Origin of the sequence: Stenotrophomonas sp. WED208 (assembly GCF_040984485.1) — a bacterium.
GTDB classification, from domain to species: Bacteria; Pseudomonadota; Gammaproteobacteria; order Xanthomonadales; family Xanthomonadaceae; genus Stenotrophomonas; species Stenotrophomonas riyadhensis.
On sequence record NZ_JAZARB010000001.1, the window covers coordinates 3051102 to 3065702 of the forward strand.

Consider the following 14601-nt stretch of genomic DNA (forward strand, 5'->3'; position numbering starts at 1 on the left):
TTTCGCTTCCTTCAAGGTTTCCGACTGTACTGCCGCCCCCTTAAAAAGCAAAACGGCCGGGAAGCCCGACCGTTGGATGTGTGCTTCCCGCGTTCGCCTGTCCGGGACCGCATCGGCGGCGTTGGCACCGCGCACATTTCTGGATGCTACGCCGATGCCAGGTGACCTGCAAGGACTTTCGACTGAACGGAAAACGGCCGGGTTTCCCCGGCCGTTTTCACTTACTGCTTCAGGCTCTGATGGATCAGAACTTGTACTTCACGGTCAGCTGCATCGACCAACGCGACACGGCGGTGTTGCCCTTGTCGTTGTTGTTTTCCTGGATCGAGGAATTGTCGGTACGGCCAGTGAAGTTGTAGAGGTACTTGCCAGTAGCCGGGTCGATACCCGAGTAGTTGGCAACGCGACGGGTGGCGTAGAAGCCGTAGTCGTCGATCAGGCCCCACTTCTTGTTCAGCAGGTTGCCGACATTCATGATGTCCAGGGCGACTTCACCCTTGTGACCCTTCACGAAGCCCGGGAACTCCTGGCTGATACGGACGTCGAAGCTGTTGACCCACTTGGCGCGGTGCGCGTTGGCCGGGACCACGCTGCCACGGTAGGCATCGAGCTCCGGATTCTGCGCCAGCCAATCGAAGAACTTCTTCTCCATGTCGGCACCGCCGGTGAAGATCACGTCACCCGGGCCCTTCGGCACGTAGAACAGGTCGTTGGTACCGGCACCGTCACCGTTCACGTCGTTGTAGTAGACGTAGCTGTACGGACGGCCCGAGCGGCCTTCGTAGAACAGGCCGACGCGGGTGGCGTTGTCACCGAAGAAGTTGTGCTTCCACTCCAGGGTGCCGGTGATGCGGTCCTTGATCGCGTAGCGCGAGTTGTACGCAACGTTGTCGTTGGCGTTCAGGCTCAGCGTGTTGTTCCAGTTCGAGGTGTTCTGCGAGCTGGACAGCGGGCTCACTTCCTTGGACTGGGTATAGGTGTAACCCAGCGACCAGCCCCAGTTCTCGGTCAGCGGCTTGGCCAGCGAGAAGGTAGCCTGCGAACCACGACCCTTGTCGGTATTGCGCAGCAGGATCACGTCACCGATGTCACCCGGACGGTTGACGCGGTCACCCGGGCAGGTCAGATCGGTCGCCGCACAGGCACGACCGTTCTTCTGGCCAGCCTGCATGCCGTTCGGGCCTGCGTTGGCACCGTTCATGCCGTAGTCGTTCCAGTACAGCGCACGACCATCCTGGCCGACCGAACGCTTGGCATTCGGGGTCATGACGTCCAGACGGTCGAAGTACAGACCATCCTTGACCTTGGTGAACAGCACTTCAGCCGATGCGACGATGCCATACCACGGCAGCTCGTGGTCGAAGGCCAGGTTGGCCTTCCAGACCGACGGCAGGCGGGTGCCCGGAGCGATCAGGTCGACGTTCTGGCGAGCCGAAGCCAGCGACGGGTTCGGGATGAACGGGTTGTCGGCGTCGAAGCTGAAGCCACCCGGGTTGCGGGTCAGGTTGTACTCGGAATAGTTCAGACCGGTGTTCTGGTAGGCACCCGCCAGCCACACGTTCGGTGCAGCACCGCCGAACAGGCCCACGCCACCGCGCAGCTGGGTCGGACGGTCGCTATCGAAGGTGTAGTTGAAGCCAACGCGCGGCTGGAACAGCTTCTTGTCGACCAGCTGGGTGTTGTTGAAGCCGTACAGCTGCTCGATGCGCGGGTTATACAGGCGCTGGGTGCTGAAGTCCGGCATGTCGATACGGACGCCGAACATCAGGCTCAGGTTGTAGTTGATCGCCCAGGTGTCCTGGATGAACAGGCCGGTGTTCTTCAGGTGGAACTTGGCCGGAATGTCGTTAACGCTGCCGCCAGCACGCGGGACGCGCACCTGGTACGCCGACGGGGTACCGGATTCGAACGCATCGAGGCTGGCGAATTCGTACGCGCCGTACAGATTACGGCCGTAGAAGTTCATCAGGTCGTTGTCGGTGTAATCGAAACCGAACTTGACGGTGTGGTCACCGATGTACCAGGTACCGGCACCAAAGGCGCTCAGCTCCTTCGACTCAACGATATTGGTATGGGTGTTCTGCTCGGTACCCAGGTACAGCGAGTTATTGCCGAAGCGCACGCGGATCTGCGGCAGGTGCGAGGCAGCCACGCGGTTGGACGAGTAGTCCTTGTGCGAAACCTTGAACTCGGTCGAGAAGTTCTCGGACCAGTCGCTGAACAGTTCACCCATCCAGGTTTCGTATTCGGTCGGCTGGGTGTACCAGAAGTCGCTCAGCGAGATGGCGCTGGTGTTGACCTGCGGGAAGCGGACGACGTCCTGCTTCATCTTGTTGTAGCGCAGGGCCGCACGGTGGTTCTCGTTGATGTTCCAGTCGAGCTTGATCGCGTACTCTTCGATCGTCGTCTTGTTGTCCAGCGCGCCGATGCCACCGACCGGGTAACCCAGATCGGACATGCGCTTCTGGACGCGGGCGATGTCGGCGTCGCTGATGCCGTTCGGCTTGTTGTAGGGGCTGTCGCCGAGGCTCACGCCGCCGCCGCTACGCTCATACTTTTCGTAGTTGGTGAAGAAGAACAGCTTGTCCTTGAGGATCGGACCACCCAGGGTCATGCCGTAGGTCTTCTCGTCCTTGAAGCCATTGAAGTCGGACGTGTCACCTTCCAGGCGCGAACGGATCATGTCCTTGTCGCGGTACGAGCCGTACACGGTACCGTGGAACTCATTGGTACCCGACTTGGTCACGGCGTTGATCACCGCACCGGTGCCACCAGCAATGGTGGTGTCGTAGTTGGCCAGGTCGATGTTGATTTCCTGGATGGCGTCCATCGACACCGGCTGACGCTCGGTCGGCAGGTTGTTGGAGCCCAGGCCAAACGGATCGGAGGCGCTGATGCCGTCGATGCGGATGGCGTTGTAACGGGTGTTCTGGCCACCGGCCGAGATCGCGCCGTCAGCCTTGCTGACCTGCGAGATGCGCGGGTCCAGGCGGATGTAGTCCTGGATGTTACGGTTGGCCGACGGCAACGCGTCCATCGTTTCGCGGGTCACGTTGGTGCCGGTGCCCATCTTGTTGGCGCTGAACAGGTCCAGGCCGCCCGCGGTGGCGACGACGTTCACCGCGTCCAGGTTGGTGGCAGCCAGATCACCGCCCAGGCTGGCGTTGACGGTGTTGACCTGATTCAGGTTCAGGAAGACACCCTCTTCGGTCTTGGTGCCTTCACCGGACTTGGTGATGGTGATGGTGTACGGACCACCCACGCGCAGGCCGCGCGCGTTGTATCGACCCGACGCATCGGTGGTGGCACGCGAAACAGTGCCCGACTCGGTGTGGGTGATGGTGACTTCAGCGCCGGCGACCGGCTGGCCTGCGGCGGACATCACCTGGCCGCCGACACCGGCAGAGGTGCTCTGGGCGAAGGCGGGAGCGGCGGCGAGTGCGGCCACGAGACCAAGGGTAAGCTTGGACATCCGGAGTGGGTGGGTCATTTTTCGGTAGCCTCGATGCGAGTTGGCGATGGCGGAAAAAAAGCGCATCCAAACAGCCCTGCGGGTGGCTGGTCGGAGAGTTATCTGGGGTTCCCTACCGCTTGGCTGAAGGCAGCCATAACGGTTAACACTAGATTAACACGCTACGCCATCAATGTGACGGTTGTGCGACAAACGGCACCGGATCGCAACGCAATCGTGACGGGTTCTTCACTCCGCCTTTCCCCCGGCCTCATTCCGACAGAGGCGCCTCACTGGCGTCGAGAATCCGGCCCCGCCAGGCATGCCCGGCGCTGGACAGCAGGGTCACGGCCGCAGCGGCGGCGGCCTCCGGGCCTTGGGCGGCCGGGTCCTGGTCGACGGAATAGGCACGGGCGCGCAGCGCCGTGCGCAGCGGGCCGGGGTACAGGCCACTGACCCGTACCGGGCTGCGGCCAAGTTCGTCGTGCAGGCTGGTGATCAGGCCGCGCAGGCCATGCTGGGCCACGCCATACCCCCCCCAATAGGCCTGTCCGACCCGCTCGGGCGCATCCACTGCAAACACCATCGCCGCATCCTCGCGCTGCCGCAGCAGCGGCAGGCAGGCCTGGGCCAGCCAGGCCGGCGCGGTCAGGGTCACGTGCACCGCGCGGGCGAAACTGGCCGGGTCGGCCAGTTCAAACGGAGTCAGGCCCGGGAAATGGGCGGCACAGACCAGCAGACCGTCCAGCCGCCCGAGCTCGCGCTGCAGGGCCTGGGCCAGTTCGGCATAGTCGTCGGGGCCTGCGCCTTCCAGGTCCAACGGGTACAGCAGGGGTTCCGGGCCGACAGCCTGGACCTGGGCGTAGACACGGTCCAGGCGGCGCGGCTTGCGGCCCAGCAGGACCACGGTGGCCCCGGCAGCCGCAGCGGCCACTGCCGCTGCACTGCCCAATCCGCCACCAGCGCCGGCGACCAGCACCACGCGATCCTGCAACGGGCGGCCATCGAGCGCCCCGTCGGTCGGTGACGTCGATGGCCAGGCGCTCATCCCTGGGTTGCCTCTTCGACGATGCGCTTGAGCTCGCCGGCTTCGAACAGCTCCAGCACGATGTCGCAGCCGCCGATCAACTCACCATTGATGAACAGCTGCGGGAACGTCGGCAGGTTGGAGAATCGCGGCAGGTTGGCGCGGATCTCGGGTTCTTCCAGCACGTTGACGGTGCGCAGGGTGACAGCGCCGGCCGCCATCAACGCCTGTACGGCGCGGCTTGAGAAGCCGCACATCGGGTATTGCGGGGTGCCCTTCATGAACAGCACGAGCGGGTAACGATCGACCTCGGCCTGGATTTGCTGCATTACCGCCACAACCTCACTCCTTGCTTCGCCGGACAAACCGACCGCGGTGGTCGGCTAGACTGCCCACGGTAGCCGCCATTGTAAGCCGATGGAACCGGCTGCCGCCGCCCCTCTGGCCACGAACCTGTCCATGCCTGTCGAATTGCCTGCCCTTCCCTACCTTCCCGGCTCCCTGCAGCCGCATCTGTCCGCACAGACCCTGGAGCTGCACCACGGCCGCCATCACCGCGCCTACGTGGATGCGGTCAATGCCGGCATCCTCGGCACCGAGTGGGAAGAAGCGTCACTGGAAGAGATCGTCCGTCACGCCCAGGGCAAGCTGTTCGATGCTGCCGCCCAGGCCTGGAATCACGGCTTCTACTGGCAGTGCCTGCGTCCGCGCGGCGGCGGTGAGCCGCAGGGGCGGCTGGGCGAGCTGGTCAAGCGCCAGTTCGGCGACGTGCAGCGCCTGCGCGAGGAGTTCAACCGCACCGCACTGGGCCTGTTCGGCTCGGGCTGGGTGTGGCTGGTGCAGCATCCGGGCGGGCAGCTGGGCCTGCAGGCCACCCGCAATGCCGGCACCCCGCTGACCGGCGAGAGCACGCCACTGCTGTGCTGCGACGTCTGGGAACACGCCTACTACACCGACTACCAGAATGATCGCGCGCGCTATCTGGACGCGTTCTGGCAGATGGTCAACTGGGAATTCGCCGAGAGCCAGCTGCGCTGAGGGGGCTCGGCCACGGGGTAGTGCCGGCCGCTGGCCGGCATCCCCATCGGTGTACAGAGATGGCTAATCTGCCGGCCAGCGGCCGGCACTACCGGGAAACAGAACAGAGCTTCACGCGTTCTCGTGCGCGGCCACGGCGTCCATGACCCGTGCCGAATACACCAGCGCCGCGCCGGCATTGAGCGACACCGCCACACCGAGCGCCTCGGCGATTTCCTCGCGGCTGGCGCCATGCTTCAGCGCCGCGTCCACGTGCACGGTGATGCAGCCGTCACAGCGGGTGGTCACCGCCACCGCCAGCGCGATCAGCTCGCGGGTCTTGGCATCAAGATGGTTGGTCTGCGCGCCCGCATTGGCCAGCGTGGCATAGCCCTTGACCGTATCCGGCGAGAGCTTGCCGATCTCGCCGATGCGGCCCTTCAGTTCCTTGCGGTAGGCATTCCAGTCGAGCATGGTCGTGACTCCTCTGAAAGGAGCTCCACGCTACCACCGGGAATGTTGCGCCGATGGCTGCACCGGTGCGCCACACCGTTGCAGCCATACAGGGGTGTGCCGGCAGCACGCCGGCACACCCGCGTTCAGCGGTTTCGCAGCGCGTGCACCGCCGGTGCCACCTGGGCCTGTCGGTCCAGTTCCAGGCCCACCTGGTCCAGCGCGTCGGCCAGTGCAGCAGCATCATCATCGCGCAGCGTGGCATGCCCCACCTTGCGGCCTTCGCGCGGCTCCTTGCCATAGTCATGCCAATGCCCGCTGGCCTGGGCCAGCACCGGCGCCGGGTCCGGCATCGCGCCCAGCCAGTTCAGCATGCAGGCATGGCCGAGCATGCGGGTGCTGCCCAGCGGCAGGCCCAGCACGGCACGCAGGTGGTTCTCGAACTGCGAGGTCTCGCTGCCTTCGATGGTCCAGTGGCCGGAGTTGTGCACGCGCGGCGCCATCTCATTGGCCAGCAGCTCGCCATCACGGCAGAACAGCTCAAGCGCGAACACACCGACGTACTGCAGGTGCTCGGCGACGCGACGGGCATAGCCGATCGCGGCCTGCTGCTCGGCGTCGGACAGCACGGCCGGGGCCACGCTGGCCGACAGCACGCCATCGACATGCCAGTTGCCGGTGACCGGCCAGGCCTCGAAGCTGCCATCACGGCCGCGCACGGCGACCACGCTGACCTCACGCTGGAAGGCCACGAAGCCTTCCAGGATCAGACCGGTACGCTCGACCTGCGCACCCAGCGCATCCCACGCAGCATCGATGTCGACTTCGCTGCGCAGGCGGAACTGACCCTTGCCGTCGTAACCGAGGCGGCGGGTCTTGAGGATGCACGGCAGACCGAACTCGGCGGCCTTCGCGGCCAGCTCCTCACGGCTGCGGATGTCGGCAAAGGCCGGCAGCGGAATGCCCAGCTGCTGGAACAGGGTCTTCTCGCTCAGCCGGTCCTGGGCCACGGCCAGTGCGGCCGGCGGCGGATAGACCGGCACGCGGTCGGCCAGGAACTGCGCGCTGTCGGCCGGCACGTTCTCGAAATCGAAGGTGACCACGTCGACCTTGGCGGCAAAGTCCGCCAGCGCCTGGCGGTCATCGAAGGCACCGACGGTGAGCGGCGCCAGCGGGCCGCTGCAGGCGTCGGCCGCCGGGTCGTACAGTTCGAAGCGCAGTCCCAGCGGTGCACCGGCCAGTACCATCATGCGGGCGAGCTGGCCGCCGCCCAGGATGCCGACGGTCAGGCTCATTGGCGCGGATCGTCGTGGGCCATCACGTCTTCGGTCTGGCGTGCGCGGAACGCGTCGAGCGCCTGGCCGATCGCCGGCTGGTCACTGGCCAGCATCGCGGCGGCAAACAGCGCGGCGTTGGAAGCGCCGGCATTGCCGATGGCAAAGGTGGCGACCGGGATGCCGGCCGGCATCTGCACGATCGACAGCAGCGAATCCATGCCGTTCAGGGCCTTGGACTGCACCGGCACGCCCAGCACCGGCACGGCGGTCTTGGCGGCGATCATGCCCGGCAGGTGCGCGGCCCCGCCGGCACCGGCGATGATCGCGCGCAGGCCACGCGGGCCTGCCTGCTCGGCGTAACTGAACAACACATCCGGCGTCCGATGCGCGGACACCACCTTCACTTCGAACGGAACACCCAGGGCTTCAAGCTTCTGGGCGGCGTGCTGCATGGTTTCCCAGTCGGAACGGGAACCCATGACGATGCCGACAAGCGGCGCGATCGGGTTGGGGGTCATTGGCCGTCACCTGCCTTAAAGACGTATTCTAGCCGTCTTCCACGCAAGACGAAGAACCATGGATCGCAAGCTGCTCGACCTGCTGGTGTCGCCGGACACCCGCCAGCCCCTGTCCCTGCTGGATGGCAAGGGCCTGGAAGCCCTCAACAAGGCCATTTCCGCCGGCGCGGTGAACAAGGCCGATGGCAACCCGCTGGCGCAGCCGCTGCGCGAAGCGCTGGTCACCCGCGACCGCAAGCAGGTGTTCCGCGTCGACGACGGCATTCCGGTGCTGCTGGCCGAGGAAGCCATCCCCACCGCCCAGATCGCCGACTTCCCGGCCGCATGAGCACGCTGCCGACGCCGGATGCGGCCGTTGTCGCCGCCGATGTCGCGCGTGCGCTGGCCGAGGACCTGGGCAGCGGTGACGTCACCGCCGCCCTGCTGCCCGACCAGGCCGACAGCGCCTACCTGCTGTGCAAGCAGGACGGGGTGATCGCCGGCCGCCCCTGGTTCGACGCCACCCATCGTGCGCTCGACCCGGACGTGCGCATCGACTGGCAGGTATCCGAAGGCGACGCGGTCACCGCAGGCACCGTGCTGGCCCTGCTGCACGGCCGCAGCCGCAGCCTGGTCAGCGCCGAACGCACCTCGCTGAACTTCCTGCAGACGCTGTCCGGCACCGCCACCACCACCGCACGCTATGTGGCGGCCGTGGCCGGCACCGGCACGCGCATCCTCGACACCCGCAAGACCCTGCCCGGCCTGCGCCTGGCGCAGAAGTACGCGGTGCGCTGCGGCGGTGGCGAGAACCATCGCTTCGGCCTGTACGACACGGTGATGCTGAAGGAAAACCACATCCGTGCTGCCGGTTCGCTGGCCGCCGCGGTGGCAGGCGCGCGCCGGCAGTGGCCCGCGCTGCCGCTGGTGGTCGAGGTCGAGGATCTGGCGCAGCTGCGCCAGGCGCTGGAGGCGGGTTGCGAACGCATCCTTCTGGATGACTTCAGCCCCGACCTGCGCCGCGAGGCGGTGCGCATCACGGCGGGCCGCATTCCACTGGAAGTGTCCGGCAGCGTGGGCCTGGGCGGCCTGCGTTCGATCGCCGAGGACGGCGTGGACTGCATCTCCATCGGCGGCCTGACCAAGCATGTGCAGGCCATCGATCTGTCGCTGAAGCTGGGCCCGCCGCCGCGCTGAGGCGCGCGGGACCTCGGGGCTGGGGTCAGATCCCTTTTCCTCCGGAAAAGGGATCTGACCCCAATCTCAAGCATGGCTCGGCTCTACAGGATCCGTTCGCCTTCACGGCTCGGCCACGCCGTCCTCTGCGACGCTGCCGGCATCCCCCACAGGAGCCGCGCATGCGCCGGATGCTCTTGCCTGCCTGCCTGCTGCTCGCGGCAGCCCCCCTGTCCGCCGCAGCCGCTGAAGCCTGCGATGTGCCGCCCCGCTTCGGCCTGAGTCCCTTGGCGGTGGCCATCCGCAATACTGCCTGCAACGAGCACCGGTTGTGGTTCCGCCCCTTCATCGATCGCGATGGCCGCGCCGCCAGTCTCAGCGTCACCGAAGCCGAAAGCGATCACTTGGCCGACAACGGGCTGATCGCCTGGCAGCGCGTGGCCGGCTACTGGCGCAACAGCGGCACGCTCAACGCAATGGGCAGCATTGCGGGCGCCAGCAGTTGCCTGGCACCGCTGGGCACGCGCTACACCGACAGCGACTGCCGCGCCTTCCTGATCGACAACCCGTGGTCGGCCGCGTTCATTTCCTGGGTGATGGTGCAGTCCGGCGTTCCCGGCTTCAACACGTCGCCACGCCACATCGACTACATCCGTGCCGCGTACCAGGGCGGCCCCTCGGGCGTGCCGTACCGGCTGGTCGACCCCGCCACGGCCAAACCTGCGCCCGGCGACCTGCTGTGCTTCCTGCGCGACCGCAGCACCACGCTCAGCTACAGCGGGCTGGTGCAGGCACTGGGCAATGGCTCGGTGGGCCACTGGAAATCACATTGCGAAGTGGTGGTAGCGGCCAATCTTGGCGGCGACCAGACCCTGTACCTGGTCGGCGGCAACGTGATGAACACCGTAGCGATGCGGCTGCTGCCGCTGGACCGCACCGGGCTGATCAAGCTGCCGCCCGCGCGCGAACGCAACAGCACCGGCATCGACCCCAGCTGCACGCCGGGCCGCGAGGACGAATGCAGCTTCAACCGCCAGGACTGGGCGGCGCTGCTGCAGTTGACCGCTACGGCCCCCCTGGTGATGCCCTCGCCCACTGCGACGCCGATGCAGCCCGCCCCGGCACCGCAACCGGTCATCGTGCCCGCGCAGCCGGTATCCAGCGAACCGCAGCCGCGGCGGTGAATCCAGCGCTTGATCCAGCGCACGTTCGCCGCCATCTTTGCCGGATCGACACCTGACGGCTGACGCCATGCCCACCCTGCTGCTGTTGCTGATTGCCGGCGGAATCATCTACTTCTTCTGGAACGCCGCACGTTCGGCCGCCGAGCGCGCGGTCGAGCTGGGCCGCAATGCCTGCCGCGCCGCCGATGTGCAGTGGCTGGACCAGGCGGTGCACGCCACCGGCCTGCGCCTGTCGCGTGGCGAGGATGGACGGCTCGGTTTCGAGCGCACGTTCAAGTTCGAGTATTCCTACGATGGCATCGATCGCCACGTGGGCCGCATGGTGCTGCGCGGCGACCAGTTGATCTCGTTCACTGGCCCGGGCGCGGCGCGGATCAGCCAGATCCGCGCGGATGTGGACGATGCCGAGGACATCTAGGCGGTAGCGCCGGGCCATGCCCGGCGCGCGCAGCGGCAGCGGCGTGCCGACCAACGGCGGCATCCACCGCTAAGCCATCAGATGAAAAACGCCGCCCATCGGGGCGGCGTCGGAAGGATTACTTGACCACGCGCAGGTTCGGGCGGCCCTTCGGCGGCGGACTGGCCGGCGGCGTATCGTCCGGCGGCGTGCCTTCGTCATGCAGCAGCTCATCGCTGGTCGGCGCGGTTTCGCTGCCCGGAATGTCGTCCGGCAACGCCATGCCCTGCCCTGTCTCGCGGGCATAGACGGCCAGCACGGCGCTGATCGGCACCTGCACCGGGTAGCTGGTACCGGAGAAGCGCGCCGAGAAGCTCACCATCTCGTTGTCGATCATCAACCGTACGACAGCACGTTCGGCGATGTTGAGCACAACCCGGCCATCCTTGACCGCCGAAGGCGGGACCTGCACGCCGGGGACGCCGGCGTCGACCAGGATGTGCGGGGTCAGCTGGTTGTCGTTGATCCATTCCACCAGCGCCCGCAGCAGGTACGGGCGGTGGCTGGTCATGTGGAAGAAGTCTTCGGTCATGCGTGAAGTGTACGCGCCCGGCGCCCCGCCGGGGCGGATCGCCTGCACGCCGGTCGGCGTGCAGACGGGTAATGCGGGGCCGGATCAGACCGGCAGATCGCGCAGTTTCTTTTCCTGATCGGTCAGGCTGCGGACGAAACCGGGATGGCGGAAGATGCGGTTGCCGTAGTCCTCGATCGCCTTGCCGTCCTTCGGCAGCGGCACGTCCAGCGACTGCAGGCGCCAGATGATCGGCGCCATCGCGCAGTCGGCCAGGCTCATTTCCGGGTTGAGGAAGAACTTGCTGGCCTTGAACAGCGGCAGCGAGGCGGTCAGCAGCTCCTTCAGGCGCTTGCGGCCGGCCTCGGCCTGGGTCTTGTTGCCCAGCTGGATGGCCTGCACCTGCGGTACCCAGTCGTGCTCGATGCGCAGCATGGCCAGGCGGATCCGTGCACGCGACAGCGGATCGACCGGCATCAGTGGCGGATGCGGATAGCGCTCGTCCAAGTATTCGCTGACCACCGACGCCGCGTACAGCACCAGCTCGCGCTCGACCAGGGTCGGCACCGAGTGGTACGGATTGAGATCGATCAGGTCTTCAGGCGGGTTCTGCGGATCGACCGGAACGAAGTCGAACGTGACCCCTTTCGCCGCCAGCACCAGACGTACACGGTGGCACAGCACATCGTCGTTCGAGGAAAACAGCGTCAGTGTATTGCGCATGCGTACGCTCGCCGCCATCAAAGGCTCTCCCACGACAGGAGACCGCCTGCCGCATCGGCGCCGCCGGCACCGTGCCAGCGGTCGACTCCTCCCCGAGTGTGCAACCGACCATCACAAAAGCCAATAGGCCCATGCGATGGTCGGCGGCAGAATCAGTGAACGTCCTTCCAGTATTCCTTCTTCAGCAGGTACAGCAGGAAGGTCAACAGGGCCAGGAACAGGATCACCCACACGCCCAGCTGCTGGCGCTTGAGCGCGGCCGGTTCGCCGGCGTATTCGAGGAAGTTGGTGATGTCCCGCACGGCCTGGTCGTACTGGCCGGCATCCACCGAACCGGGCGTTTCGATGCGCAGGCCAGTCACCGGCGGGTCCATGCCGGGGGCCTCGGGCTTGCCATGCACGGCATGCTGCAGGCCCTGCATTTCCCACAGCGGGTTGGGCATGGAGGCGTTCGCGAACAACGCGTTGTTCCAGCCCAGCGGCCGGCTGGTATCCAGGTAGAACGACTTGAGATAGGTGTAGACCCAGTCACTGCCACGCACGCGCGAAATCAGGCTGAGGTCCGGCGGCATCTTGCCGAACCACTTCTCGGCGTTCTCCTTGGGCATCGCCACCGGGATCGGGTCGCCGATCGCCGAGCCGGTGAAGTTGAGGTTGTTCATCACCTCTTCTTCGGTCAGCCCCAGGTCCTGCGCCATCCGCGAATAGCGCAGGTACTTCAGCGCATGGCAGCCGGAGCAGTAGTTCATGTACAGCTGTGCGCCGCGCTGCAGCGAGGCGCGGTCACCGAGGTCGTTGCCGGCCTGCAGCAGCTTGGCACCGCCCTCGGCGGCGGAGGCCAGGAAACTGCCCAGCATCAGGGTGGCCGCCAGGGCCAGTCGGACCATCCAGCGCTCAGTCATGCGTGGTCACCCTCTCCGGTACCGGCTTGGTCTTGTCCAACCTTGTCCATAGCGGCATGGTGATGAAGAACGCGAAGTACAGGAAGGTCAGCACCCGCCCGATGTAGGTCTCGTGCACGTCGGTACCCGGGCCGGAGCCGATCACGCCCAGCCAGACGAAGCACACCGCCAGTACGCCCAGCATCATCTTCGAGATCCAGCCGCGGTAGCGCACCGACTTCACCCGCGCCTTGTCCAGCCATGGCACCAGGAACAGGATCGCGATGGCCGAGAACATCACCAGCACGCCGCCCAGCTTGTTCGGTACCACGCGCAACATCGCGTAGTACGGCGTGTAGTACCAGACCGGCTTGATGTGCTCCGGGGTCACCAGGCGGTTGGCCTCGGTGAAATTGTCGTGCTCCAGGAACAGGCCGCCGAAACCGGGCGCGAAGAAGATGATGAAGGCGGCGATGATCAGCAGGAAGCCGGCGCCGACGCCATCCTTGAGCGTGTAGTACGGGTGGAACGGAATGCCGTCGGCCGGCGCGTTCGGCGACCAGCGGTTGCCCTTCGGCCCCTTCTTGATCTCCACGCCATCCGGGTTGTTCGACCCCACTTCGTGCAGCGCACCCAGGTGCAGTACCACCAGCAACAGCAGCACCAGCGGCAGCGCGATGACGTGCAGCGCGAAGAAGCGATTGAGCGTGGCGTCACTGGGCAGGTAGTCGCCCATGATCCATTCGGTCAGGCCGTTGCCGATCACCGGTATCGCGCCGAACAGCGAGATGATGACCTTGGCGCCCCAGAACGACATCTGGCCCCATGGCAGCACGTAGCCCATGAAGGCTTCGGCCATCAGCACCAGGTAGATCAGCATGCCGAGGATCCACACCAGCTCGCGCGGCTTCTGGTAACTGCCGTACAGCAGGCCGCGGAACATGTGCAGGTAGACCACGATGAAGAACAGCGAGGCGCCCGTCGAATGCATGTAGCGGATCAGCCAGCCCCACTCCACATCACGCATGATGTATTCGATGGAGCCGAACGCCTCGGCGGCGTTGGTCTTGTAGTGCATCGTCAGGAAGATGCCGGTGACGATCTGGTTGACCAGCACCAGCAGCGCCAGCGAACCGAAGTAGTACCAGATGTTGAAGTTCTTCGGCGCGTAATACTCGGTGACGTGCTTGCGGTAGACCGGCATCAGGCCCGGCGCGCGGGCATTGACCCAGTCGGCGACGCCGCTGGCGGTACGGCTGAGGATATTGGCCATCAGGCAGCCCCCTGCGGATCAACACCGATGATGATGGTGTTGTCGTCCTGGTAGTGGTGCGCGGGCACCTTCAGGTTGATCGGCGCCGGCACGTCCTTGAAGACGCGGCCGGACATGTCGAAGCGCGACTTGTGGCACGGGCAGAAGTAACCGCCCTTCCACTGCGGATCGTAGGGCTCGGGCCGGATCTCGGCGACCATTTCCGGCGAGCAGCCCAGGTGCGTGCACAGCCCGACCAGCACGGAGATCTCCGGCTTGATCGAGCGCAGCTCGGGGTTCTGCTTCAGCACGTACTCCGGCTGCTGGTCCTTCTCGCCGGACTCGGGGTCCTTGAGACGGCCGTCCAGCCCGTGCAGCGCATCGAGGATCGCCTTGGACCGTTTGACGATCCAGATCGGCTGGCCACGCCATTCCACGATCAGGCGTTGGCCTTCCTGCAGGGCGCTGATGTCGGCCACCACCGGTGCGCCGGCAAGCTTGGCGCGGGCACTGGGATTCCAGGATTTGATGAAAGGAACTGCGGTGAATCCGACGCCGACGGCGCCCACCACGGCTGTGGTGGCAGAAAGAAAACGCCGACGTCCGGTGTTGACTGGATCGTGTACCCCATCGTTGGCCATCCGGCACTCCGATATTGATTAGGTAGCTTTAAGGCTGCCAGCGGATCCGGTGGG

At 65.8% G+C, this 14601-nt stretch carries 16 protein-coding genes; 5 read left to right on the forward strand and 11 right to left on the reverse strand.

Annotation, left to right across the window (positions count from 1 at the left end):
* Positions 1-244: 244 nt before the first annotated feature.
* From VPH47_RS13810 to grxD, 3 genes are all read right to left on the reverse strand, one after another.
* On the reverse strand, positions 245-3490 hold the full coding sequence (locus tag VPH47_RS13810) for a carboxypeptidase regulatory-like domain-containing protein (protein ID WP_368851051.1): 3246 nt from the start codon (positions 3488-3490) through the stop codon (positions 245-247).
* A 232-nt stretch (positions 3491-3722) separates the two neighbouring features.
* Positions 3723-4499 carry an SDR family NAD(P)-dependent oxidoreductase gene (locus tag VPH47_RS13815; protein WP_110711778.1) on the reverse strand — a complete coding sequence of 259 codons (777 nt, stop codon included), beginning with the start codon at positions 4497-4499 and terminating at the stop codon, positions 3723-3725.
* The gene (gene grxD / locus VPH47_RS13820) at positions 4496-4816 is read right to left on the reverse strand and encodes a Grx4 family monothiol glutaredoxin (protein WP_005408852.1); all 321 of its coding nucleotides are present in this window, start codon (positions 4814-4816) and stop codon (positions 4496-4498) included. The genes VPH47_RS13815 and grxD overlap by 4 nt, the downstream gene beginning before the upstream one ends.
* A 121-nt stretch (positions 4817-4937) precedes the next feature.
* Between grxD and VPH47_RS13825 the strand changes: the two genes are divergently transcribed.
* Complete coding sequence (locus VPH47_RS13825; RefSeq protein WP_110714287.1) at positions 4938-5516, forward strand: superoxide dismutase; 579 nt, start codon at positions 4938-4940, stop codon at positions 5514-5516.
* A gap of 111 nt (positions 5517-5627) precedes the next feature.
* On the opposite strand, the gene VPH47_RS13830 is transcribed toward VPH47_RS13825, so the two are convergent.
* The 3 genes from VPH47_RS13830 to purE form a co-directional block, all read right to left on the reverse strand.
* Positions 5628-5969, reverse strand: coding sequence for a carboxymuconolactone decarboxylase family protein (locus VPH47_RS13830; RefSeq protein WP_019659022.1), 342 nt, complete (start codon positions 5967-5969; stop codon positions 5628-5630).
* 125 nt (positions 5970-6094) lie between these two features.
* Positions 6095-7243, reverse strand: a complete 1149-nt coding sequence (locus tag VPH47_RS13835; RefSeq protein WP_368851052.1) for a 5-(carboxyamino)imidazole ribonucleotide synthase — start codon at positions 7241-7243, stop codon at positions 6095-6097.
* Positions 7240-7743 carry a 5-(carboxyamino)imidazole ribonucleotide mutase gene (gene purE, locus VPH47_RS13840; protein WP_005412808.1) on the reverse strand — a complete coding sequence of 168 codons (504 nt, stop codon included), beginning with the start codon at positions 7741-7743 and terminating at the stop codon, positions 7240-7242. Before purE ends, VPH47_RS13835 begins: the two co-directional genes overlap by 4 nt.
* A 58-nt stretch (positions 7744-7801) precedes the next feature.
* On the opposite strand from purE, the gene VPH47_RS13845 reads away from it, so the two are divergent.
* The 4 genes from VPH47_RS13845 (at position 7802) to VPH47_RS13860 (ending at position 10500) form a co-directional block, all read left to right on the forward strand.
* A complete protein-coding gene (locus VPH47_RS13845) occupies positions 7802-8071 on the forward strand; it encodes a Trm112 family protein (protein ID WP_005408847.1) in 270 nt (89 codons plus the stop codon).
* Complete coding sequence (gene nadC / locus VPH47_RS13850) at positions 8068-8919, forward strand: carboxylating nicotinate-nucleotide diphosphorylase (protein ID WP_153856938.1); 852 nt, start codon at positions 8068-8070, stop codon at positions 8917-8919. The genes VPH47_RS13845 and nadC overlap by 4 nt, the downstream gene beginning before the upstream one ends.
* A 161-nt stretch (positions 8920-9080) precedes the next feature.
* Positions 9081-10082, forward strand: a complete 1002-nt coding sequence (locus VPH47_RS13855) for a DUF2272 domain-containing protein (protein ID WP_110711775.1) — start codon at positions 9081-9083, stop codon at positions 10080-10082.
* Positions 10083-10149: 67 nt separating this feature from the next.
* A complete protein-coding gene (locus VPH47_RS13860; RefSeq protein WP_012510594.1) occupies positions 10150-10500 on the forward strand; it encodes a DUF3301 domain-containing protein in 351 nt (116 codons plus the stop codon).
* A gap of 118 nt (positions 10501-10618) precedes the next feature.
* On the opposite strand, the gene VPH47_RS13865 is transcribed toward VPH47_RS13860, so the two are convergent.
* The 5 genes from VPH47_RS13865 to petA all read right to left on the reverse strand — a co-directional run bounded on the left by VPH47_RS13865 (position 10619) and on the right by petA (position 14547).
* A complete protein-coding gene (locus VPH47_RS13865) occupies positions 10619-11071 on the reverse strand; it encodes a ClpXP protease specificity-enhancing factor (protein WP_049399914.1) in 453 nt (150 codons plus the stop codon).
* An 84-nt stretch (positions 11072-11155) separates the two neighbouring features.
* Positions 11156-11791 carry a glutathione S-transferase N-terminal domain-containing protein gene (locus VPH47_RS13870; RefSeq protein ID WP_005408842.1) on the reverse strand — a complete coding sequence of 212 codons (636 nt, stop codon included), beginning with the start codon at positions 11789-11791 and terminating at the stop codon, positions 11156-11158.
* Between the two features lie 134 nt (positions 11792-11925).
* Complete coding sequence (locus VPH47_RS13875) at positions 11926-12675, reverse strand: cytochrome c1 (protein WP_049423258.1); 750 nt, start codon at positions 12673-12675, stop codon at positions 11926-11928.
* Positions 12668-13927: a cytochrome bc complex cytochrome b subunit gene (locus VPH47_RS13880; RefSeq protein WP_263469206.1), complete on the reverse strand. Its 1260-nt coding sequence runs from the start codon at positions 13925-13927 to the stop codon at positions 12668-12670. The genes VPH47_RS13875 and VPH47_RS13880 overlap by 8 nt, the downstream gene beginning before the upstream one ends.
* Complete coding sequence (petA, locus tag VPH47_RS13885; RefSeq protein WP_049423262.1) at positions 13927-14547, reverse strand: ubiquinol-cytochrome c reductase iron-sulfur subunit; 621 nt, start codon at positions 14545-14547, stop codon at positions 13927-13929. The genes VPH47_RS13880 and petA overlap by 1 nt, the downstream gene beginning before the upstream one ends.
* Positions 14548-14601: the final 54 nt, after the last annotated feature.

Excerpts from the sequence above, each read along its gene's own strand:
- VPH47_RS13810 (WP_368851051.1), bottom strand. The coding sequence starts at position 3,490 with ATGACCCACCCACTCCGGATGTCCAAGCTTACCCTTGGTCTCGTGGCC.
- VPH47_RS13830 (WP_019659022.1), bottom strand. The coding sequence starts at position 5,969 with ATGCTCGACTGGAATGCCTACCGCAAGGAACTGAAGGGCCGCATCGGC.
- purE (WP_005412808.1), bottom strand. The coding sequence starts at position 7,743 with ATGACCCCCAACCCGATCGCGCCGCTTGTCGGCATCGTCATGGGTTCC.
- VPH47_RS13825 (WP_110714287.1), top strand. The coding sequence starts at position 4,938 with ATGCCTGTCGAATTGCCTGCCCTTCCCTACCTTCCCGGCTCCCTGCAG.
- VPH47_RS13835 (WP_368851052.1), bottom strand. The coding sequence starts at position 7,243 with ATGAGCCTGACCGTCGGCATCCTGGGCGGCGGCCAGCTCGCCCGCATG.
- VPH47_RS13865 (WP_049399914.1), bottom strand. The coding sequence starts at position 11,071 with ATGACCGAAGACTTCTTCCACATGACCAGCCACCGCCCGTACCTGCTG.
- VPH47_RS13875 (WP_049423258.1), bottom strand. The coding sequence starts at position 12,675 with ATGACTGAGCGCTGGATGGTCCGACTGGCCCTGGCGGCCACCCTGATG.
- nadC (WP_153856938.1), top strand. The coding sequence starts at position 8,068 with ATGAGCACGCTGCCGACGCCGGATGCGGCCGTTGTCGCCGCCGATGTC.
- petA (WP_049423262.1), bottom strand. The coding sequence starts at position 14,547 with ATGGCCAACGATGGGGTACACGATCCAGTCAACACCGGACGTCGGCGT.
- VPH47_RS13870 (WP_005408842.1), bottom strand. The coding sequence starts at position 11,791 with ATGGCGGCGAGCGTACGCATGCGCAATACACTGACGCTGTTTTCCTCG.
- VPH47_RS13845 (WP_005408847.1), top strand. The coding sequence starts at position 7,802 with ATGGATCGCAAGCTGCTCGACCTGCTGGTGTCGCCGGACACCCGCCAG.
- VPH47_RS13815 (WP_110711778.1), bottom strand. The coding sequence starts at position 4,499 with ATGAGCGCCTGGCCATCGACGTCACCGACCGACGGGGCGCTCGATGGC.
- VPH47_RS13880 (WP_263469206.1), bottom strand. The coding sequence starts at position 13,927 with ATGGCCAATATCCTCAGCCGTACCGCCAGCGGCGTCGCCGACTGGGTC.
- VPH47_RS13855 (WP_110711775.1), top strand. The coding sequence starts at position 9,081 with ATGCGCCGGATGCTCTTGCCTGCCTGCCTGCTGCTCGCGGCAGCCCCC.
- VPH47_RS13860 (WP_012510594.1), top strand. The coding sequence starts at position 10,150 with ATGCCCACCCTGCTGCTGTTGCTGATTGCCGGCGGAATCATCTACTTC.